Origin of the sequence: Cytobacillus sp. Bva_UNVM-123 (genome assembly GCF_046351715.2) — a bacterium.
Lineage (GTDB): Bacteria > Bacillota > Bacilli > Bacillales > Cytobacillaceae > Cytobacillus.
This window is the reverse complement of record NZ_CM177772.1, coordinates 514,182-536,140: the sequence shown is the minus strand read 5'-3', so window position 1 is coordinate 536,140 and position 21,959 is coordinate 514,182. Positions and strand designations below refer to the sequence as shown.

Here is a 21,959-nt window from a genome sequence, read left to right as displayed (position 1 = left end):
AAGGTGTCACTGCATGTTTACATTTTCTTCTAACCGTCATGAGCGATATGTTCATGGCGGTTTTTTTTATCAAAAACTCTGTTAAAAGGAAATGTTGATTTTTAAAACCTGTTGATGGAAGCGGAAATCAACAGCCAAATTTAACAGACTCTTATCAAAAATAAAAAGGAGGATTCAAAATGAATCAACAAACAATTGATGTATTAGGGTTTGAGGAGATTTTAGCAGAAATCGCTCAATTTGCAAAAACAAATCGAGGAAAGAATACCCTTCAATCATTGAAGCCATTACAGGATAAACGGAAAATCGAGCATGCTTTAAATGAAGTGGCGGAAGCTGAAGAAATCATTAAAATGAGCAGCAGTATCCCTATACACACGCTCGATGAAATGGCGCTTTATTTAACTCAGGCAAAAAAAGGACTTTATATTCGCGCTGATCAGTTTACGTATGTCCATTCATTTTTGAACCATTGTTCGAAATTGAAGCAGTTTATGAAGGATAAGCAGTATGCAGCACCAAATGTTAGTTTATATGCTGAATCGATTGGTGATGTACGACCGTTGGAGGAAGAAATTAATCGCTGCATTCGACATGGTCAAGTGGATAGTCATGCCTCAAATGACTTAGCTTATTTGAGAAGGCAGCTATCCATCCAAGCAGATAAGCTAAAGGAGAAAGCAAACCAGCTTGTGAAATCAAAACGATATGCAGCATATTTACAAGATTCTGTTCTCGTTGAACGAAATGGCCGAATTGCCCTTTCAGTGAAAAGACAATATCGAACAAAGGTGAATGGATCCGTTCTTGATACATCTGCTTCAGGCTCTACACTATATATAGAACCAACTGAGCTTAGCGCCATTCAAGAGGAAATTGAGCTATTGCGGATGGCAGAAGAGCAGGAGACTGAAAGGATTTTATACGAATTAACCGAAAAGGTACTTCAGTATGAGCAAACGATAAATATCGCGATCGAAACGATGCACCATTATGACGTATTATTTGCGAAAGCAGCCTATAGCCGCAAAAAAGGCTGCTCCATACCGTTACTAAACGAAGACTATCTCATTCATTTGAAGGAAGCACGTCATCCGATGCTTGGTGAAAAGGCTGTACCATTATCCGTCCGTTTCGGTGATGAACATCGAGCCCTAGTCATAACTGGGCCCAATACTGGCGGAAAAACAGTCACATTAAAAACGGTCGGCTTACTCACCATGATGGCGCAAACAGGATTGCCTATTCCAGCGAATCCCGGAAGTGAGATTGCTATTTTCCAACATATTTTTGTCGACATCGGGGATGGACAAAGCATTGAACAAAACTTAAGCACCTTCAGTTCAAGACTTGTGAATATCATTGAAATCTTGCGAGTGACAAATGATCGTTCGCTTGTCTTACTTGATGAATTAGGTTCAGGGACAGATCCTAGTGAGGGCATGGCACTAGCAATCGTCATTCTAGAACAGCTCTACGAAAAAGGAGCCACCTTATTTGCTACGACCCATTATAGCGAAATGAAAGAGTTTGCTGAAAAAACAAGCGGATTTCTCAATGGGATGATGGAATTTGATCTAAATACGCTAAGACCAACATATAGGCTTATGCTTGGACAAAGCGGACACAGTCAAGCATTCGATATTGCGCTAAAACTAGGCATGCATCCAGAATTAATCGAAAAGGCACATGAAATTACGTATAAACATAAACGCGACTATCGTCAAGAGCTCGACATCAATTTATTAAAGGAGCCAAATTATCAAAAACAAATCATTGTTAATAAATACGCAAGAAAGACAAGTAAGAAACCATTTCCTCATCAGGAAACGAAAACCCATACTCTTTTTGAACAAGGAGATAATGTCCTGTTAACTGAAACAAATGAAATGGGAATTGTCTATAAAGGCCCAGACGTAAACGGTCATTATATTGTGCAAATCCAAGATACGAAGCAGACCGTAAATCATAAACGATTGAAGCTCTATATTAAAGGGAAGGATTTGTATCCAGATCATTATGACTTCGACATTATTTTCAAGTCGAAAGACTATCGCAAAATAAATAAACAACAAAAGAAAAGGCATGTGGAGGGTATTTGGCTAGATAGTGAAGATTGATGAATGAAGTATAAAAAGTGGGCGATATTCAGATAAGTGCATTATAGGAAAATCTCCTTTGAAATGGGCCCAGAATTTTACCAGCAAGCTAGGTGAAATTCTGGGTCATTTTTCTGGACCATCTCAACTTATTCTTGTTTCATCTTCCGCTTCTTCGCTAATAAAGTTTGAAACTCTCTTTCTAATTTTTCAGATGGCTCCAAGCTAAGGCGGCTGAGCACCTCAGAGATTTTTGTCTCTAAAATGAGCATTTCATCTTCTAGGTCATCACGTTTTTCCCGTGGTACATATTGTTTATAGTTTCGATATGTTCCATCGAAAAGGTGAATCTCAGACTCTTTGATCTCCAAAACACGAGTTGAAATTTTTTCGATAAATCGACGATCATGGGAAACAAAAACAATCGTTCCTGGATAGGATTGCAATAGCGATTCTAATGCCTCAACCGCTTCGATATCAAGAAAATTCGTCGGTTCATCCAGAATTAATGTATTCACATCACTCACAAATAATTTAGCTAATGCTACCTTTACCCGTTCACCTCCGCTTAATACACCTACTTTCTTATAAACATCCTCTCTGAAAAAATGCAGTCTAGCGAGTACTGTGCGGATGAAGGTTTCCGTTTGCTTCGAAGTGGAGCTGACATTTTCGATTATTGTTTTTTCCGTATTTAAAATATCGATATTCTGACTAAAATAACCGACTTTTATTGAGGGTGAGACAGAAATCCCCTCTTCTCGATTGATGATTTTTTTAATAAGAGTTGTTTTACCGCTCCCATTTGACCCGATAATGGCAAGTTTATCGCCACCACGTACAGAAAAGCTAGCGTTATGCCAAAGGATACGGTTCCCGATAACTCCCTTCACATCCTCAACACGAATCACAATCTTCCCTATTACTGTTTCTTCATTCGGTAAATTCATTTGAATGTCAGGTAGTTCTTTAAGCTTCTCAACCTTTTCTAGCTTTTCTAAGCGAGTTTCAATGGCTTTTGCTGTTTGCTGCAGCTTTTTTTGCTTTTTGGCGAAATAGGGTTTCGCCCCAGTAATTCTAGCTTCTGAAGAGCTGAGATTTTTTGGTGCTTTCGTTGCCCTTGCTGCTTTTTTCTCTTTCAACACTAATGCTTCTTCAAGCTGTCTCTTCTTTTTCTCATATTTTTCATAGGCTGCCTCATGCTGTTTATGTTCAAGCTCCTTTTTCTCCGCATATTCAGAGTAATTTCCTTTATACGCTGTTATTTTTCCTTCATTAACCTCCCAAATCGTCGTACATAAAGCATCTAAAAATGCTCGATCATGAGAAACAAGGACAAATGCGCCTTGCCAATTGGCGAGCTTTTTTTCAAGCCATTCAATATGCTCCGTATCAAGATTTGTAGTTGGTTCGTCTGCAAGCAGAATACCCGGATGGCTAATAAGTGCCTTATTAATATATTCTTGTGTAACCTCTCCACCGCTTTTCATTGTGTCCGTCTTTTTTATTTGTGGCAAAAGCTCACATGAAGTATAAGCGGTCATTCCCCCGCTATCAGGATGCTTCTTGCCAGCAATAACTTCTAACAAAGTTGTTTTGCCACTGCCATTTCGCCCAACTAAGCCAATGTGGTCATTTTGATGGATTTGCAATTTTTCTATATTAATTAATAATCGATCCTTTATATATAGTTCAAGCTGATTAGCTTCTAATAATAGCACAAACTCATCTCCATTCTTATTTTTTATGAAGATTAGAAAAACTTGGCGTTCGCCAAGTACTTTCGGCGAATGTCTTAGCTTTTCTTATACGATGTTATAAGCAGTAAATTATTTGAATGTAATTTTACTTTAGGCACATTAAATAATCTTTAACTTTCCTACTACCAAAAAAGCCTCCTATTCATTTCAGAATAGGAGGCATAAGTGCATAAGAAAAGCGATCGCGCCCGCGGATAACTTAGAGTAATAAACATACGTAAGTGTTATCCTTTATCTTAGACGCTAAAGCTAGACATTCATTAACCTTGATAAATGAATGTTTTCTTATTTTGGGCGAAAGAGACTGCTCCCTTTAGTCCAACTACAATCAGCCAATCCTATTCTGAAAAACGGCGATTGATGGCATAACAAAATTAAAGCAAATATAGTATCTGCTAACAACATTGCCTTCAATCTAATGTTTTCGAAAAATAGGATTAGTACTTCATGTAATTGGGTCACCCTTCCGATTTATAATTATCTTAAGCTTACGCGATCTGACAATAAATTGTCAACGAGAAATGAATTTGTTGTTTTATCAGCCGGATTTGATCATTTATCAGCCAAGTTTTGTGATTTATCAGCCAAACTAGCTCATTTATCAGCGAAAAGCCCGCAGTCAAAACGAATAAAGCTTCACTCGTTTTAATCTCAACGCATTCAATACGACTGAAACGGAGCTCAGCGCCATCGCCGCTCCAGCCAGCCAAGGTGCCATAAACCCAAGCATAGCAAAAGGAATCATAAAAATATTATAAAAAAATGCCCATAGAAAATTTTGTTTTATATTCACCATTGTTCTTTTGCTAATCGCAATGGCATCAACAACTCTCATTAAACCCCCTGTCATAATCGTGATATTGCCAGTATCAATTGCAATATCTGAACCTGTTCCAATTGCGATTCCAATATTCGCAACAGCTAATGCAGGGGCATCATTAATTCCGTCCCCTACCATCACAACTCGTTTACCGTTTTTTTGCAAACGTTTAATGATTTCTGCCTTTTCTTGCGGTGTGACTTCCGCACGAAATTTTTTAATTCCAACCTTCTTGGCAATGGTTCTTGCCGAAGCTTGATTATCGCCTGTCAGCATAATCACCTCAAACCCAGCATGCTGCAAACGAGAAATAGCCTGTTGAGATGTTGGTTTTAGTTCATCCGCAACGGCAATCATCCCTGCAAAGCGCGAATTAATCGTGGCAACCATAACCGTTTTCCCTTCACTCTCAAATTCATTCACAAGCTTCATTGCTTTTAGAGGTATGACTTTATTATTTTTCATAAAATACCTTGGACTGGCAATGACAACTTCATTCCCATGAACCGTACCTTTCACCCCATACCCAGGTATGTTCTGTACTTGATGAGCAGTTGGCAAGTTTTTTATTTTGTTTTTCACATTTTTCACGATTGCTTTTGCTAAAGGATGATTGGAGGCACTCTCTACTGCACCAATTATTTCCAAAAATGCATTATCACTATAATGCTCGACATAAATATTTGTTACATCTGCTTCTCCTTTCGTAATCGTTCCTGTTTTATCAAAAACAACAACATTGCTTTTACAAAGCATTTCAAGAAACTTGCCTTCCTTAAACAAAATGCCTAATTGAGCAGCTCGTCCACTGCCTACCATAACAGAAGTAGGTGTTGCTAAGCCGAGTGCACATGGACAAGCGATAATTAATACGGTAATGACCTTTTCCAAAGCTTCATAAAAATCTCCTGGCAAAAAGACAAAATACCATGCAATAAAGGTTACAAGTGCGATCATCATCACGATAGGGACGAAGACTGCGGTAATTTTATCAGCAATATGCTGAATAGGAGCTTTAGATGATTGAGCCTCCTCCACGATGCGGATAATTTGCGATAATGTCGTTTCAGCATTTCTTTTCGTAACTTTAATCGCTAATCTCCCATTTTGATTAATGGTACCAGCATAAACGAAATTTCCTGCCTCTTTTTCGACAGGAATGCTCTCACCCGTTAACAATGATTCATCAATAAAAGAATTCCCTTTCACAACTTGTCCATCTATCGGAACTTTGTCTCCAGGCTTGATAATAATCACATCTCCAATTGAAAGCTGTTCAACCGGTAATGTAGACTCTTTCCCGTTTGCGTACAATGTTGCTGTTTTCGTTTGTAACTGATAGAGCTTTTTAATCGCCTCAGTTGTTTTCAATTTCGTCTTTGCTTCTAATAGTTTTCCTAATAAAACAAAGGTAATAATAAATGCACTCGTTTCGTAGAAAAGCCAAACAGAATGAGCGGGCTGTCCCATTAAAAAAGAAGTAATGGTTAAATAATGACTATAAAAAAAAGCAGCGGATGTACTTAATACGACTAGTACATCCATGTTAGCACTTTTGTTTTTTATCGCCTTCCAAGCTCGCTCATAAAACTGAAAACCAATGATAAACTGAATCGGAATGGTTATGCCTAATTGAAACCACGGGTTAAGAAAAAGCTTGGGAACTTGAATGAATGTTGCCCACTCGAAATGAGCGAACATTGCCCATGCTAAAGGGAAAGTAAACAAAGCAGAAAGAAAAAATTCCATTTGAAGCATTTGTATTTCTTTGCTCTTTTCATCATCTGATGGGACATTTTCTACCTTTATTTCATTCGCTTCAAAGCCGATGTTATTAATTTTTTTCATAACTTCTGCAATGCTTGTCCGCTCTTCCTGAAAAATAACACGACCTTTTTCCGTCGTTAAATTTATATTAACGTCTGTGACGCCATCGATTTTTGCAACAGCCTTCTCAATTCTTACAGCACAAGCAGCACAATGCATCCCTTTAATCGCCAAATAGTTTGTCACTTCCATTGCATTTCTCACCACTTTATTTGTTTTTTATATTCTATTAGCGACTAGTATTTTTTAGAAGTAAATTAGTGGATAACCCTACTTTGGCAAAGTTCGATTCTAGGACTGTTTCCTGTAGAATCGACTTCTATCGCTGGCTTGGAGGGCGATTCTGTGACTACTTCCCTTAAAATCGACCTTTAACACTGGCTTTAAGAGCGATTCCGTGGCTAAGAAAACTTCTACCGTTTTACTCTTAAAAAAGGAAGAGTAAGCTAACAGACCATTGCTTGTGGATTTTTCGAGGGCTATAGTCTCAATTGAATAGGTTTGAGACCACTGCTTGGAGATTTTCGAAGGGCTATGGTCTCAATGAGTAGGTTTGAGACCACTGCTTGGAGATTTTATAAAGAGCTATGGTCTCAATGAGTGGGTTCGAGACCACTGCTTGGAGATTTTATGAAGAACTATGGTCTCAATGAGTAGGTTTGAGACCACTGCTTGGAGATTTTATGAAGAGCTATGGTCTCAATAGCTTTTGTATCAGTCTACTAAAATGGATTTTATTCGTCATTCACTATCTTTCCGATGTGAAGGGTCATGAAAATCCCTAATTTATGCAGGCCAAGCATGGCGATGCCAGCTAGCAGCTGATCAAGTTTTGAATTAAAGATGGGTGGTACTATATCCATGGCATCGATATGTGGAGGCAGACATAGCTCAGCTGCAGCATGGGTCATGAAAGGGTTCTCCATTCCCCCGAAAAACGCGCTGACAATGAATACGAGGCAGGCAGGCATGATAACTAGTCCACTTAAATGAGCAAATCGGTTTCTCCGTCGATTGTTATCGAAAATGGACGCTTGTAAGTTAGGAGCAGCAAGTGGCCACCACATGCCAAATGAAAGAACAAACAGCAATAATAAATACCCATTATGCAGTAGTTGGCTTTGCGACAAAACATGTAGCATGACTGGCATATGGTACATGAAAAATAAGAAAGCAAATATAAATAAGGCAATTGTAGGCATTAAGGAAACGCGAATGATGTTTTTCGTCTGAAAAAACGCAAGGGGAATTCCCAATATTAAGATTGGAGGGATAATAAAATAGAGAATACTCATTTGAATCATATGCGTGCTAAATGAAAGATGACTCATAGTCGCTAAAGGGCTGCCAATTGTCATGTACAATAAGAGTAAGCCTAGGAAAAATAGCAAAGGAAATTTATGATGAATTTTCCTATTTAAAGTTAGTTTTATATATATAGCTGCTATACAAGCAAGTCCGATTAATAAAGGAAGATTCCATCCCGTTTGACTATCTAGCAAAACTGCATAAATCATGAAACTCCCTCCCCCTTTCCTTTCCAATGTAGGACAGCTATCTGTCCCCTGGCTAGCGCATAGATAATCTTATAAAAATTATGTTTATCGCTTATTAATTAGAACTTAGACTACCTGAATTTTTAGTTTTAGTTGCACGCCCTTCTTCGATATGTTAGCATGTAAGTGATTACTTTCATTCTGTGAAAGGGAGTGTTCACATGACGGCGAAAAAGACTTCTGATCGAATCATTGAAGCTGCACTTCAATTAATTAGTGAAAAGGGTTATACCGCTGCAACGACGAAAGCAATTGCTGAATTAGCAGGGGTCAATGAAGTGACGATTTTCCGTCACTTTGGCTGTAAACATGAAATATTAAAAGCCATTATTGACAAATTCTCCTATAATCCGATCCTGCAAAAAACAATTCGTGAAAATGTTGTTTGGGACTTAGAGAAAGATTTATTAAGCTTTTCAAAAAACTATTTTGAATATATGATGTCTATTAAAGATTTCATCATGATTGGATTTAAAGAATCGATTCAATTTCCCGAAATCAGTGAGGAAATTGCAAATATCCCGCTTTTCATCAAAAAGGAATTAATGCATTATTTCGAAGAAATGCAAAGGAAAGGGAAAATAATCGAGGTCAATTATGAGGCAACTGCATTGTCTTTACTTGCGCTAAACGTTGGTTATTTCCTGTCACGTGCACGCTTAGGCGCAACTGTTTCACAGCTGCCTACTGAAGAGTTTTTCAAAACGAGTATTTCTATTTTTTCTAGGGGATTGACTCCCTAGAAAAAATTTTTCTTACAAATGCAAGTAAGCACTTACTTAACTAGGAGGGAAATCATGAAAGGGTTACAAGCATTATTTCGCATTCGTGAAACGTATATAGGTATTTTTGCAACCATTGCGTTTCAATTAATTTTCTTTACCATTTGGATGACAGCTTATGCTGGAGTGAATGAAAGAACAGAAAACTTACATGTAGGATTAATTAGTGAAGACACAGCCATTGGCAAGGAGCTAGAGGGGCAATTGGATGAATTATTACCGTTTCATGTAAAAACATATCATTCAATTGATAAAGCCAAAAATGAATTAAATGAACGAAATGTAAATATGATTATCCAAATTCCCGCTAATTTCACAGCTCAAATTCAGGATGGAAAAAAAGCAACGATTCATTATTGGATTAATCAAGCAAATGCAAGTCTCTCAAAATCATTGATGGAGGGAGTGGCCAAACAAGTAACAGAGGAAATTAATCACAACATGTACCCTATTCAGCAAGAAAAAGTAATCCAAGGTTTTTCGCAGCAATTCGAGCAATTCCCGCTTGAACAAGAGATATCTATTGTCATTAAAGAAGCAGTCGTTTCCACTATAAGTAATATGCAAGACAAACCAATACAGCCATCCATTATAAAAACAAATGATGTTGAAGGTTTTGCCGCAAATTTCGTACCATTAATGGTCATTATTTCTTCATTTGCAGGGGCAATGATTATGATTATGCAGCACCAGCAAGCAACTCAATTAGTGAATCCTTCTGTCTCGAGCTGGCAACTATTTTTTGCTAGGCAACTTATTAATATCGGAGTTGCATTTTTACTTCCATTCTTAACAATTGGGCTTATGAATATTTTTAATATTTCAAGTGAACAATCACTGTTAACAATCTATCTTTTTCAGTCATTAATGTTTTGGGCATTTTTATGTTTAGCACAAGTATTTGTGATGATATTCGGCAATCTTGGTATGATATTCAATATTTTGGCCCTGTCACTCCAGCTCGTTACATCCGGTGTGCTCGTTCCAACAACAATGCTATCTAATTTTTATAGTAAATTAGCTGCTTTTTTCCCTGCAACATATGGTGCGGATGGCTATTATACCATTATCTTCGGTGGGAGCAGTGAAAGCATTGTCAATAATATCAGCTCACTAGGCATAATAATTGGGTCAACATTAGTCATTTCATTCAGCGCTGTTGCGATAAAGAGTAGAATAAAAGCTTCAAGCAAACAAGCTGCTCCGACTGCTGTACAATAAATAATAAAAAAACTAAGCGTTTGCCAAATATTTTTGGCGAATGCTTAGTTTCTCTTATGCGATACTTTCTATTCTTTATAACATTAACTATTTAACTTTCTATTGAAAAATGAATTACTTAATTTTTGTATTTATAATTATCCCTCTAATTATTGGAATGGCTATAGCAAGTAAAAATACCGGTAAAAACCAAAGTCCAAGTGATTGTGAATCGCCGACGGCTACACGAATACTTTGAATCATAATATATGCAAATGTGATGAGGCAGATATTTTTTAAAGAATTTAATAGTTTTCTACTGTTCTTGTAAAAGGCTTCTACATTCGATTCATTCAGTCGTGCAGGATAATTATGTGCATGTGGAAATTTTTCCAAAACACCTAAAAGGATCCATAAAAACAAGCCGACAATCGGTAGATAAATAGTTCATATTTTGAACCCCATCTATTGACCTCACCTGCACCATTATAATGTCCTGGCACTTGCTCAGGAATTAGACTCCATGAAATGACTAAATAAACAATGGCCCCAATAAACAATCCTCCACCAATCATATCCCATACCCATTCGGATTTTGATTTTCTTATTTTTAATATTGGACGATAATAATTATCCATCATATACCTCCATCTATTCACTGAATTAATTAGTAAAATATACGTTTTTACAGCTCAAATGTTTCATAACAATTCAGGCAGTACTTGACATAGCTGAGTTCTTTTCTTTATAATCTAATTGAAAATAATTATCATTATCAATTATAAGGAGGTACCATTTTTGACTATAAGTTTGCAAACTGATTTCTCTAAAATGCCTGGTCATTGGGTGTTAGCTAAAATGGGCAAACGAGTTCTACGTCCTGGGGGAATTGAATTAACAGAAAAAATGCTTGAACATTTACATATATGCGAAGAAGATGATGTGGCAGAATTCGCTCCTGGTCTTGGAGTCACTGCAAAAATCGTACTAGAAAAAGGGCCAAAATCCTATATTGCCATTGAACAAAACGAAGAAGCAGCCAAACAAGTATTAAAGTATTTACCTAAAGATCGAGGAACATGTATTGTTGGTGATGCACAAAATACGCAGCTGCCTAACGAATCAATAGATGTATTATATGGGGAAGCAATGTTGACAATGCAATCCCCAAAACAAAAGGAAAAAATTATTGAAGAAGCTCACCGGATCTTAAAAAAGGGCGGCAGATATGCAGTTCATGAGCTTTGCTTAAAACCGAATGAAATGGATGAAGAGTTGAAAAATACGATTCGCCGTGATTTAGCAGAAGTCATTCGGGTAAATACAAAGCCCTTAACTGTAATTGAGTGGAAATCACTCTTCGAAAATAACGGATTCGATGTTACCGTCATTGAAATACGCCCGATGCATTTATTAGAAAAAAAGCGCATGATTCAAGATGAAGGTGTAAAGGGTTTTGTCAAAATGATAAAAAATATTGCTGCAAATGTAGGAGCTAGAAAGCGCATCGAAGCTATGCGTGCGACTTTTAGGAAATATGAAGAACATCTAAGCGCGGTAAGCATCGTTATGGAAAAAAGATAAAAAAACAACAGGGTGAGTGAAGATAGATAAGCGGCAGCCTCATCCACCTCATACTCTATCTTCAAGCTTCACCTAGAGGTTATTTCTTTAAAATGCTCATTTTTAGCTAAATAATAGGCAAATAAAATGCATAAAACGATAGGCAGCATTAATGAAACATAAACAATATTTGAGCCATAGCTCGCGGAAATCCACCCTAATATTGGCCCTGAAAGGACAACTGCCCCTTGATTGCATATCATTCGATAGCTTGCCATCCTTCCATGATAAGCTTTTTCCGTCGCCATCTGTTGAACAGCCTGCATTAAAACTCGAATCCAAGTAGTGCCTATCCCTACTAAAAATACTCCAATGAAGGAAACCCAAACATAACGTGAATAGCCGATAGCTCCTAGCCCCAGCATTGTAATCATGAGCGCATACACAGCAAACTTATTTTTTGTTTTTGACCACCATAAGGAACCAAAAATTCCTGCCAGCACACCGCCTAAAGAAAAGCATACATCTAGAAAGCCATATGTCGTGGCTGTTTTCTTTAAATACTCCAGCGTATAAACAGACAAAAATCCTAGACTTGTATGGAAAACTAATTGCCCATTAAACATGACAAAAAACAGAGATAATAAAAACCGATGACGGTTCAAATACTGAAAACCATTTTTTAAGTCTATGAAAATAGAATTTGTTTTTGTATCTTCCTTTTCAATTTTTGTAGAATCATAAGGTACAAACATCAACCCTATTATCGCTATTGCATAACCAATTATGACAATGATTAAAGTAGCATGACCACCGATAAAAGCTAATAAAAACCCACCTATACTCGCACCTACAATACCTCCGATAATTGAAAATGAAGAAGTTTTGGAGAAAACCTTTGGCAAATCCTCTTTCTGAAAAACTTCAGCAATTAACGCTTGGACAGCAGGGCGAAAAAGAGAGCCGGAAACTTGAACAGCCATATGCACAGCAATGATAACGAATGGGAGGAAGCCAAATAACAAGCTGCCTAATAATAAAGCTGCAATCGCAGCCGTACCAAATGATAATGCAATGATAGCTAGTTTCTTGCGCTGAAAGCGATCAACAAAAACACCAAATAATAAATTTAAAAGGAGCCCAGGTAAAAAACCGATACTTACGAGCACGCCTGTATAAAGAGCATTGTTTGTTTGCTCATAAAGAATCCATGTTATCGTAATAAAATAAACGGTTGCACTAAATTCCGAAAAGAAAAAAGCTACTAGCATATTGCGATAATTGTTCAAATCATTCTCTCCAGTTAAAATTCATCATACTCACAGCAAAAGCGTTCAATCGTTTGATTTGATAATTTGAAAAACGTATTTTGAGATACTTCTAACTTTAAAGCTTGTTCTTTCTTTAAATTAGCATATACACCTCGTAATATTCTTCCTGTCAAACCATGTGAGACAGCAATGACTCTCGGTTGGTTTTTAATACTCTCTAGCCAATCGGATACCCTTTCCACAACGGCTTGATAGCTCTCGCCATTTGGAGAATTGAAATACCAATTATAGCTATTTGTATGTTGAAGAAGCTCTGACCATGACCTTTCAATTTCACTCGTCGTTAAACCCGCCCAGTTCCCTACTGACACCTCACTTAAACGATCATCTATCCTCACCTTTTGACGTTCAAATCCCAATATGTCACAAATGATTTCTGTACTTTTTATTGCCCTTCCTAATGGGCTTGTAACAATATCCCACTCATGAGGATCTTCAATATACACCTTTAACAACCTAGAAACATTTGTCACTTGCTCTATTCCATCTCTCGTTAATGGAGAATCAAGCTCTCCTTGGTATCTTCCTTCCGTATTAAACACTGTCTCCCCATGTCTAATTAAATAAATGATTTGCTTCATATGATTACCCTCTATCCAAAAAATGTTAACGGTAGGCCATTTTCATAATAATTTCTTTATGCTGTGGATATGTTTGTAGTAATTCTTCCTGTTTAAAAAGTTCAAAGTCTTCAAAATCAAAGCCTGGTGACACCATACAACCTACAAGTGAGAATGTATTCTCCTCTTTTACAGATGATCCAAAGATTGTATTTTTTCGTACTAAAACTTGTGGTTGTTCCCCGTTTTCAAGATCTAGTCCTAATTTCATTTCATTGTATTCCCCATTCTCATCAATAACATGTATAGTTAATGAACTCCCGCCATGATAATACCAAAGCTCGTTCGATTTTAAGCGATGAAAATGAGAAATATCCTGGGAGCGCAATAAAAAGTAAATACTCGTAAAAAGCTTTCTTTCCTTATCATCCCTTATTATTTTTTGGCCGGATATAACAGCCTCAGAGGCAAAGGTTCTTTTATAAAAACCACCTTCAGGATGCGGTTCTAACCCTAATTTCGTAATGAAGTATTGTATGTCGTTTTGTTGCATCATCAGTTTCCTCTCTATTTATGTGATATTATTCATTTTAACTCTTTCTTGTCCGAATTTGGATAATATTGTCCGGGAAATAATTTTGTTGTCCGAATTTAGAATAATTTGTCCTTGATTTACACCATTTTAAAACACCGTTCGATTAAGGAACGGTGTTAGGTAAATTACTATGTTGCTCATTTATTTTCCGGCGAGTTTTTCTTTGAAGATGCCTTTATCGAATCATCCTGCAGCATCTCAATTTCATATGATTCATTGTCACTTGCAGAAGCATCTGTATCCCAATCTTCACTTAATAATTTTTTCTCGTTTTCTCGTCTCTTCATTATAAAAACCTCCTTTATCTTAGTAATTACACGAAAAATCATGGCTTTTATCGAGGTGGTAAAACACTTCTATATCAATTTTTAAAACTAATGAAATTCGACATTAATTTTCTTTTTATTGTCTTTTGCCAATTAAGGCATCTTCTTACACCCTTGTTATTTTACAAGGTTATTATTTCTTTATTTAATAAAATATATTCCTTATTTCAAGCCGACTTTTATCCTGAAGTCTTCAAATATTTCGTAAAGAGAATAACCGTTTCCTTCAATAATTCCTCCTGCTCAATATAAGTGGCACCAATTTCTTCAAACTTCACTTTAGATGAAACATACGAATACAATACACCATAAAACATGGTAGCTAAAATCAAAAAATTTTGTCCAGGAATTTTCCCTTTCTCATGCATCATTTGAAAGTATTCTACTAATCTTTGTTCTCGTACATTAATATATTCATAAATAATTTTTGCCACTTCTGGATTAACTGGAGACTCCATAAGGGAAATTCGAACTAATGAAACATTATTTAGCGCCTGCTCGATATAAGTTTTCCCAAGCATATACAAATCCTTTTCAATATCCTCACAATAGGAGATTGGTGTATCGCTTTTATTAAGAGAAAATTCAATTAAAGCATCTAATAGAATTTTTTGCTTTTGCTCAAAATGGCGAAATAAAGTGCTCTCATGGATCCCTGCTTCTTTTGCAATATCTTTTGTCGTTGCACGGGTATAACCCTTATCCCCAAACACCTTTAAAGCACTGCTCAATATGCGTTTTTTTGTTGACATACAATCCTCTCCATTATGTTGATCTACTATCTATCATTACATGAATTAACAAAAATAATCAATTCATGAATGATATGTTACTTATTTGTGAAATATTGAGCATTTAATAAAATTGTATTGATTTCCATATATTACTATGATATTTTGTAGATGCAAGAGAGTACTCGCTCGCATTTTATAAAAATATCTTATTGGAGGAGAAGTGAAAATGAGTTTAACAACGTCAAAAACAATACGCATTTCTAAAGCCCTTATTGTCTTAACAGTGGGTTTATTAGCTTTAGTTGTCGTTATTGGAAATACAACAGACTATAATACGAACTTCCAATTTATCAAACATGTGTTAAGTATGGATAATGTCGATAAAGTTCAAGACAATACCATTGCTTATCGTGCCATTAGCAGTGTTTGGTTTCAACATTTCTCATATATTTGTATTATTTTAGTTGAAGCGTTAATTATGTTCCTTTGCCTTAAAGGCGGTATAGATATGCTAAGGAAAACGAATGCCAGTGCAGATGAGTTTCATGAAGCAAAAAAATTAGGCATTTTAGGCTTAACAGCCTGCTGCTTATTATGGTTTTTTGGGTTCCAAGTTGTTGCAGGAGAATGGTTTGGAATGTGGATGAACAGCATTTGGAATGGACTTCCTGATGCATTTCGTCTCGTAACCTATCAAGCTATCGCTTTAGTATATATTACGCTTAAAAATGACTAAACTTTTCAAATATCTTAAAAAAGCTGATTCTAACCTAGCTTTCTCGAATCAGCTTTTTCTTTTAACAAACTGTATTGGTCTTTATTTTTTATTCAAAATCACAATAGCTCCTCCAAAACCGACAATACACCAGATTAATAAATTAATATAGTTCCCGGCACTTGCCGTAAAGGTCGATGCAGCTAATGAAGCACGCATCACTTCAGCCATTGAGTAAATTGGCAGTACGATGTGGAGGGTTTGCAGCCATTCTGGCAGTCTTTCCATCGGAAAATTAATGGGAGAAAACATAAGTGCACCAAATACGACGATTTGTGAGATTGCGAGTGAAGTAGTTTGAGAAAGTGCATATGAAAAGCCATATCCGACGCCAATTGATGTGAGAGCAATCATGAGAATGGCTGGAATTACAGTCCAAGATACCTCATAGCCTGGTTGGAACATAAAATGTGCAACGATCGATGCAACCGCAATAGCTGGAACTGCGATTAGCAGCCATAGTGTTGTATCTGCTCCGAGAATAACAGCTCGGTTCACTGGCCAAGTTCGCATAAATTCCATATAACCGTCAGACTTAGCCGTTCCAATTTGTTGAGGTAAAATAACTAATCCCGTTATGATTAGAATAAGTGTGGGTGCTCCTGTAGCTAAGTAAAGAATGGTTCCTTTATCAGGGGTTGGGATTAAATAAGTAAAGCCTATAACAATCCCAATAGCAATCAATATTTGAATAAGCATGAAAAAGATATAGAAGCCTGAATTTCTTAGAAACTGCATTTGAAAAATATACTTATACTGATGAAATACATTCATGGGTGAGCTCCTTCCCCGAAGTTAATTCTACATATACATCCTCTATGGTGGCAGGAGATATCGAATAATCAATCGCATCCCCGGCTGAAACTTGCCTTCTTGCCCAATCAATCGTTGCAGGGATGGTTGCTGGATTAACAGAATACACTAAGCGTGTACCTTGAAAATGAGAAGAAAGCGCCCACTCAGGTAGATCTGCTTCTGATACGTGCTTTGTCATACTCATCTCTACACGCATTTGATTGCTAACAGAGCTTTTCACTTCTGCAGGTGTGCCTTGAACAAGGAATTTACCTTGATGCAGGATGGCTAGGCGATCTACTGCTTTTTCAGCCTCGATTACATTATGAGTTACTAATATGACTGATGTTCCATCATTTGTTAGTTCACGGATCACTTGCCACAAATAGCGTCTTCGAACAGGATCAATGTCATTGGTTGGTTCATCTAGAATGACTAGTTTCCCAGGAACGATGATGGCCATACAAAATGCAGCGAGCCGTCTTGCACCACCAGAAAGCTTTTCGCCTGCCATATTCACCCATTTCCCCATATCTAGTCTTTCAAAAAGCATATCCATTCTTTTCGGATCAAACTTTTTTCCTGCTCTCAGTTTTCCCATAAGAGAAACCGCTTGTTTTGGGGTTAGAAAGCCTAACGGAACTTGAGATTGCGGTTGTACAGAGCAAATGGCTCTTGCTCGAGTAGGTGATTGTAAAACTGACTTGCCTAATAAAGTAATCTCCCCTTCATCAGGTGTTAGCAAGCCTACAATTTGGTTTACGAGTGTTGTTTTTCCTGCTCCATTATGCCCTAATAATCCAAATATCTCACCTTCTCTTAATTGAAAATGAAGGTCATTATTTGCCACTATTTTTGTCTTGTTCGGACCACGAAACGTTTTTGTTAACGCTTCTACGTGTAATATCATCGTTTCCCCTCCAACTTTCTATCATTTAATGGATGCTGTTCATCCTTTTGTTATTCTTTTAATCCTTCGTTTTTTTGAATAATTTCTATTGTACGCTCGATAAATTCAATCACATCCGCTTCCATTGGATAAAAGCACATATCGTCCTTATGATCGGTAATCAGCCCCCACATTTTATCTAGTAATGCCTCATCATTCCCGAACATTCGATGAACTTGATCAAGCCATTTTTGTACTAATTGCAGTGCTTTTTCCGAGCCTGGGTCAATATGCAAATGATTGCGGATTTCTATAATAATGTCACCGTATGCAATAAGTTCTTCCTTGGGTATTTCTTCATTTCGAAATAAAACACTATTTAATTCTTCTCCTGAAAAATACTTTTCAAAAATATGCAAGGTCACCTCTGGGTCTTCCTGAAACATTCGGATAATGTTAAAAATTTTATCCCACTTCACTTCTTTCTCGAATTGAATCGAATACAACACTCCTTCAAGCGCCTGTTCGAGCGCTTGCAAAATTTTTTGTTTCTGCCTAACCGCAATCAGTTGCTGTTCAATTGATTCTTTCCATGTCGCTGTTGAATCCGTTAACATCTCTTTAATTTCATCTAATGTAAAGCCCATATATTTAAAAGCCAAAACTTGTTCTAATCGCATTACATTGCTTTCATCGTATAATCGATGGCCTCCACTTGTAGTAGAAGAAGGTGTGATTAAGCCGATCTCATCATAATAATCCAATGTTCTCACCGTAACACCCGTTTTTTTAGACACTTGCCCAATTGTAAACACTTTTTATCCCTCCCTCCCCTTTAATTTCCTCCATTATAAAACAACACGTAACGTGCGATTCAAGTATATATGTAAAAAAAATTACAACAATAATCTATATTCAGTGTGAGGACTGAAATGAATTAAACAATGAAAAAAGGTGCTTATAAAGCACCTTTCCATTCTTTTGCCAATATTCCATATACAATGTGATCAACATAATGATCGTAAAGCTATTAATCTAATTTACTACTGCCAATGCATAATGGATGTTTTCAAAAGCATGGAGATCATCATCTCGATTCGAGAAAAATTGCTGCTCAATATCTTCTGTCGTTAAATTCTCATAAATGAGGAATCTGCATTCTTCCAGCATCTTTTCTAATTCTTCATAGCTATAGCAGGATTTCATTGGTTCTCCACCAGCCTGTGCCATCGTAAGCATATTTTGAACCCTCTTCACATTCGATTCAAAAAGCAACTCATCCGCATAATCAAACATCAAGCTGCTTCCTTTAAGAGCAAAGGATGAAATCGAACTGATCATGTTTTTGTTTTGCTCTTTCGTTAAATAATAAGTAACTCCTAACCAGCTGAAAAACGTACGCTTACTGAAATCGAAGCCTGCTTTTTTTAATTCATCCTGCAAGCTATCCTTCGTAAAATCCATCGGAACATAATGTAAATGTTCAGGAATCGTCCAACCGGCAGCCTTCACTCTTTCCCTTTTATCATGCTGTGTATTCGGATGATCGACCTCATAAACATGAATCTTCTCAAGCAGTTCATCATTGCAATGCGCAAACGTATCCATGCCAGCCCCTAATAGTACATATTGAGTAACCCCAAGCTGAACAGCGTTTTCTAACATAAGCTCGCAATATTTTGCCCGAGCAAGTGGGGTTGGCGCAATCTGTGTTTGGACAATCCATTTCAATGCCTCATGTGCGCTTGCAAATTCAGCTTTTTTATCAGGAGCAAAAAAATTAATCCCCCCGATCATATAACCGCTAATCCGATTGTATTCTTCATCATTCATTAGCTCTCGTGCTTTCATGTCATGGAAAATTTTTGGCTCATCAAATTGTGCATGATAAGCTCGACCAAAAGATGATATTAACGCAGTTATACTTGATTGCTTTTTATCCATTAAATCCGCTCCTTCAAAATAGAGTTAATAATTTGATTAAAACCGTATGCTAAAAATTCTTCTTCAGTTGTATGAAACTCTTGTGAAATAAATGGTCCTTTTGATTGAACGAGGGATACTAAAGAGGAAAGGTTAGACCATAAGATATAGACTGTTGGCATGGATTTTATTTCGGGCCGGACAATGCCTTCTGCTTTGCCATTTTCAATAAAACTGGCCAGCATTTGATTAATTTCTGTCCCTATTGTAAAAATTTGCATGACAACTGGAGGAATGGATTCCATATTCATGTCTTTGTTTTTCATATTATTAACGGAAGCAAATGAATGAGGGCTATTTAATTGATAATCTTTCATTGCTTCGCAAATCATTTTATATTGGGCAAAAAAATCATGATGGGTGGCTAAACCTGTTTCAATATTTGCTTTTAATATGTTTAAACCTTTCAAAATGACATGATATAAAATATCTTCTTTGCTTTCAAAGTAAGCGTACAACGTTCTCCTACTATATTGTGAGGCTTCTGAAATATCCGCAATTGTTGCAGCCTGAAATCCTTTTTCAGAAAAAATTTGTTCTGCCGCAAGCATAATATTTTCTTTGTGAAGGGCTGCTACACTTTCCTTCTTATTTTGTCGTCCCAAAAAAATACTCTCCTTTTATATAGTATATCATTAGTATACTAAGTAAAATAAATGTTGTCAAACTCAAAAATAAAAAACATACTAACATTAGTATATTTTTTGTATGATCTTATTAACCTGTCTGTTGATTTCCGTTCCAATCAACTCAGCGAAAAAATAGGTATGGACTCTGATTAGAAAAACTCGGCATTCGCCGAGTCCTTTCGGCGAATGCCCTAGCTTTTCTTATGCGGTATTATAATACGCTAATATTATTTGAACTTTATTTTACTTTAATACGTTAATAAACTTAAACTTTCCTACTAGCCAAAAAAATCGTTTTTTACGATCTTTTGGGTCAGCATCTTTGATTTGCATTAAACACGATCTCGTTATTTATTTTTCCATCATTAATTTTAAAATCCATTCATCTGTTACTCGCGTTCCTTCATTCCCCAGGGTACAGAACGCCTCGATGCTCTTCTCTACATCATAATGTATAAAACCATCAGTCGATTGGATTTCTTGATGGCTCATCGCTAATAAAGCTGACTGAACCGCGACATTTGAGCATGTAGATACCTTCATGGCACAGCCTGCTTTAGCACCATCACAAATCATTCCGGAAACATTGCCAATTGTATTTTGAACCGCAGCCTTCACTTGCTGAAGTGACCCATCTAGCAAATATACGATGGCAGCACTCGCTCCCATCCCTGCTGCCGTTACACCACATAAGGCCGATAGTCGGCCAAACTTCGATTTAATATGAATGGTCACTAAATGGCTAAGTGCGACTGCCCGAATCATTTTCTCTTCTGATACTTGAAGCTTTTCAGCCGCAGCAACCACCGGCAATGTAACCGCAATTCCTTGATTGCCGCTCCCAGTATTCGCCATAACAGGTAATGTCGAGCCTGCCATTCTAGCATCTGAGCCTGCAGCCGCAAGCGACATAGCAGCAGTTGCTAAATCATCTGATAATATTCCTTTTTTTATGTTTTCTTGAATTGTTTTTCCGACATTTAAACCGTAGTTGCCTGAAAGGCCCTCCAATCCAATTATTCGATTTAATTCAATACTTCTTTTTACGAGTCCTAAATCCTTCACATCTACTTGTAAAATCCACTCATAAATTTCATCCAATGTAAGCTTGTCTAAATCTTCCTCTGCCGTTTGAATTCCAATATTTTCACATCCGCCATGAAAAATGGCTTTCCCATCTACTTCAATTAACGTAATATTGCTATGATTATCAGAAATGACAACTCTTGCATTTTGCTGATCGGTTTGCACGAAAACTTCTATATATAATCTTTTCGGCGTATCTGCTTGACTAGCCTTTACTTTTCCTTCTTCAAGCAGCTTGAAAGCTAAAGATTCATCCTTCTCTGTAAGCCCTTCTAAGACTTCCAGCTTTCTCTCTGGATTACCAGCAACAACTCCGAGTGCTGCAGAGAAATCAAGTCCTTTCCCTGACATGCCTGGTATTCCAACCGACTTGGCATTTTTTATAATATTGCCGCTAGCCTTCACAGTAACTTCGAGAATATCCCCGCTTACTTGTGATTTTGCGGTTGCAGCTGCTAAAGCAATCGCAACTGGCTCTGTGCAGCCAAGCGCAACGACTAATTCCTTTTCTAAGATCGCTCTACATTTATTGTTATTCATTATGTTCACAACTACTTTCTATATAAAATACTCAAGTAATCCTATTTTTTCTTTTACTATTAAAAAATTCAGAACATACACAAAGAAACATTAACATCTTTCAGGTAGG

The 21,959-nt window shown here is 36.9% G+C and carries 20 protein-coding genes; 5 read left to right on the top strand and 15 right to left on the bottom strand.

Annotation, left to right across the window (positions count from 1 at the left end):
• Positions 1 to 179 precede the first annotated feature (179 nt).
• Positions 180 to 2,120 carry an endonuclease MutS2 gene (locus KDN24_RS02745; RefSeq protein WP_491348284.1) on the top strand — a complete coding sequence of 647 codons (1,941 nt, stop codon included), beginning with the start codon at positions 180 to 182 and terminating at the stop codon, positions 2,118 to 2,120.
• A gap of 128 nt (positions 2,121 to 2,248) precedes the next feature.
• Here KDN24_RS02745 and KDN24_RS02740 read toward each other — a convergent pair whose 3' ends face one another.
• From KDN24_RS02740 to KDN24_RS02730, 3 genes are all read right to left on the bottom strand, one after another.
• The gene (locus tag KDN24_RS02740; RefSeq protein ID WP_491348283.1) at positions 2,249 to 3,820 is read right to left on the bottom strand and encodes a Vga family ABC-F type ribosomal protection protein; all 1,572 of its coding nucleotides are present in this window, start codon (positions 3,818 to 3,820) and stop codon (positions 2,249 to 2,251) included.
• Between the two features lie 658 nt (positions 3,821 to 4,478).
• Complete coding sequence (locus KDN24_RS02735) at positions 4,479 to 6,698, bottom strand: heavy metal translocating P-type ATPase (RefSeq protein ID WP_409975170.1); 2,220 nt, start codon at positions 6,696 to 6,698, stop codon at positions 4,479 to 4,481.
• Between the two features lie 542 nt (positions 6,699 to 7,240).
• Positions 7,241 to 8,023 carry a cytochrome c oxidase assembly protein gene (locus tag KDN24_RS02730; protein WP_409975169.1) on the bottom strand — a complete coding sequence of 261 codons (783 nt, stop codon included), beginning with the start codon at positions 8,021 to 8,023 and terminating at the stop codon, positions 7,241 to 7,243.
• 200 nt (positions 8,024 to 8,223) lie between these two features.
• On the opposite strand from KDN24_RS02730, the gene KDN24_RS02725 reads away from it, so the two are divergent.
• Both KDN24_RS02725 and KDN24_RS02720 read left to right on the top strand, forming a co-directional pair.
• Positions 8,224 to 8,805: a TetR/AcrR family transcriptional regulator gene (locus KDN24_RS02725; protein WP_409975168.1), complete on the top strand. Its 582-nt coding sequence runs from the start codon at positions 8,224 to 8,226 to the stop codon at positions 8,803 to 8,805.
• 54 nt (positions 8,806 to 8,859) lie between these two features.
• A complete protein-coding gene (locus tag KDN24_RS02720; RefSeq protein WP_409975167.1) occupies positions 8,860 to 10,065 on the top strand; it encodes a YhgE/Pip domain-containing protein in 1,206 nt (401 codons plus the stop codon).
• A 380-nt stretch (positions 10,066 to 10,445) separates the two neighbouring features.
• Here KDN24_RS02720 and KDN24_RS02715 read toward each other — a convergent pair whose 3' ends face one another.
• Entirely contained in the window at positions 10,446 to 10,682 is a 237-nt protein-coding gene (locus tag KDN24_RS02715; protein WP_409975166.1) for a DUF1648 domain-containing protein, read from the bottom strand.
• A gap of 160 nt (positions 10,683 to 10,842) precedes the next feature.
• Between KDN24_RS02715 and KDN24_RS02710 the strand changes: the two genes are divergently transcribed.
• Positions 10,843 to 11,628: a class I SAM-dependent methyltransferase gene (locus KDN24_RS02710; protein ID WP_409975165.1), complete on the top strand. Its 786-nt coding sequence runs from the start codon at positions 10,843 to 10,845 to the stop codon at positions 11,626 to 11,628.
• A gap of 68 nt (positions 11,629 to 11,696) precedes the next feature.
• Here KDN24_RS02710 and KDN24_RS02705 read toward each other — a convergent pair whose 3' ends face one another.
• The 5 genes from KDN24_RS02705 to KDN24_RS02685 form a co-directional block, all read right to left on the bottom strand.
• Positions 11,697 to 12,896 carry an MFS transporter gene (locus tag KDN24_RS02705; protein ID WP_491348282.1) on the bottom strand — a complete coding sequence of 400 codons (1,200 nt, stop codon included), beginning with the start codon at positions 12,894 to 12,896 and terminating at the stop codon, positions 11,697 to 11,699.
• A 14-nt stretch (positions 12,897 to 12,910) separates the two neighbouring features.
• Positions 12,911 to 13,519, bottom strand: a complete 609-nt coding sequence (locus KDN24_RS02700) for a histidine phosphatase family protein (protein WP_409975163.1) — start codon at positions 13,517 to 13,519, stop codon at positions 12,911 to 12,913.
• A gap of 25 nt (positions 13,520 to 13,544) precedes the next feature.
• Positions 13,545 to 14,051 (bottom strand): cupin domain-containing protein, encoded by a 507-nt coding sequence (locus KDN24_RS02695; RefSeq protein ID WP_409975423.1) that lies wholly within the window; start codon positions 14,049 to 14,051, stop codon positions 13,545 to 13,547.
• 179 nt (positions 14,052 to 14,230) lie between these two features.
• Positions 14,231 to 14,380 (bottom strand): hypothetical protein, encoded by a 150-nt coding sequence (locus KDN24_RS02690; protein WP_409975162.1) that lies wholly within the window; start codon positions 14,378 to 14,380, stop codon positions 14,231 to 14,233.
• Between the two features lie 218 nt (positions 14,381 to 14,598).
• The gene (locus KDN24_RS02685; protein WP_409975161.1) at positions 14,599 to 15,171 is read right to left on the bottom strand and encodes a TetR/AcrR family transcriptional regulator; all 573 of its coding nucleotides are present in this window, start codon (positions 15,169 to 15,171) and stop codon (positions 14,599 to 14,601) included.
• Between the two features lie 208 nt (positions 15,172 to 15,379).
• On the opposite strand from KDN24_RS02685, the gene KDN24_RS02680 reads away from it, so the two are divergent.
• Positions 15,380 to 15,889, top strand: a complete 510-nt coding sequence (locus KDN24_RS02680) for a DUF2165 family protein (protein ID WP_409975160.1) — start codon at positions 15,380 to 15,382, stop codon at positions 15,887 to 15,889.
• Between the two features lie 81 nt (positions 15,890 to 15,970).
• Here KDN24_RS02680 and KDN24_RS02675 read toward each other — a convergent pair whose 3' ends face one another.
• The 6 genes from KDN24_RS02675 to KDN24_RS02650 all read right to left on the bottom strand — a co-directional run bounded on the left by KDN24_RS02675 (position 15,971) and on the right by KDN24_RS02650 (position 21,850).
• The gene (locus KDN24_RS02675) at positions 15,971 to 16,702 is read right to left on the bottom strand and encodes an ABC transporter permease (RefSeq protein ID WP_409975159.1); all 732 of its coding nucleotides are present in this window, start codon (positions 16,700 to 16,702) and stop codon (positions 15,971 to 15,973) included.
• A complete protein-coding gene (locus KDN24_RS02670) occupies positions 16,680 to 17,633 on the bottom strand; it encodes an ABC transporter ATP-binding protein (RefSeq protein ID WP_409975158.1) in 954 nt (317 codons plus the stop codon). The genes KDN24_RS02675 and KDN24_RS02670 overlap by 23 nt, the downstream gene beginning before the upstream one ends.
• 50 nt (positions 17,634 to 17,683) lie before the next feature.
• Positions 17,684 to 18,427, bottom strand: coding sequence for a MerR family transcriptional regulator (locus KDN24_RS02665; protein WP_409975157.1), 744 nt, complete (start codon positions 18,425 to 18,427; stop codon positions 17,684 to 17,686).
• Positions 18,428 to 18,647: 220 nt separating this feature from the next.
• Entirely contained in the window at positions 18,648 to 19,556 is a 909-nt protein-coding gene (locus KDN24_RS02660; protein ID WP_409975156.1) for a class I SAM-dependent methyltransferase, read from the bottom strand.
• Positions 19,556 to 20,200 carry a TetR/AcrR family transcriptional regulator gene (locus tag KDN24_RS02655; RefSeq protein WP_409975155.1) on the bottom strand — a complete coding sequence of 215 codons (645 nt, stop codon included), beginning with the start codon at positions 20,198 to 20,200 and terminating at the stop codon, positions 19,556 to 19,558. The genes KDN24_RS02660 and KDN24_RS02655 overlap by 1 nt, the downstream gene beginning before the upstream one ends.
• Positions 20,201 to 20,575: 375 nt before the next feature.
• Positions 20,576 to 21,850 carry an L-cysteine desulfidase family protein gene (locus KDN24_RS02650; protein WP_409975154.1) on the bottom strand — a complete coding sequence of 425 codons (1,275 nt, stop codon included), beginning with the start codon at positions 21,848 to 21,850 and terminating at the stop codon, positions 20,576 to 20,578.
• Positions 21,851 to 21,959 lie beyond the last annotated feature (109 nt).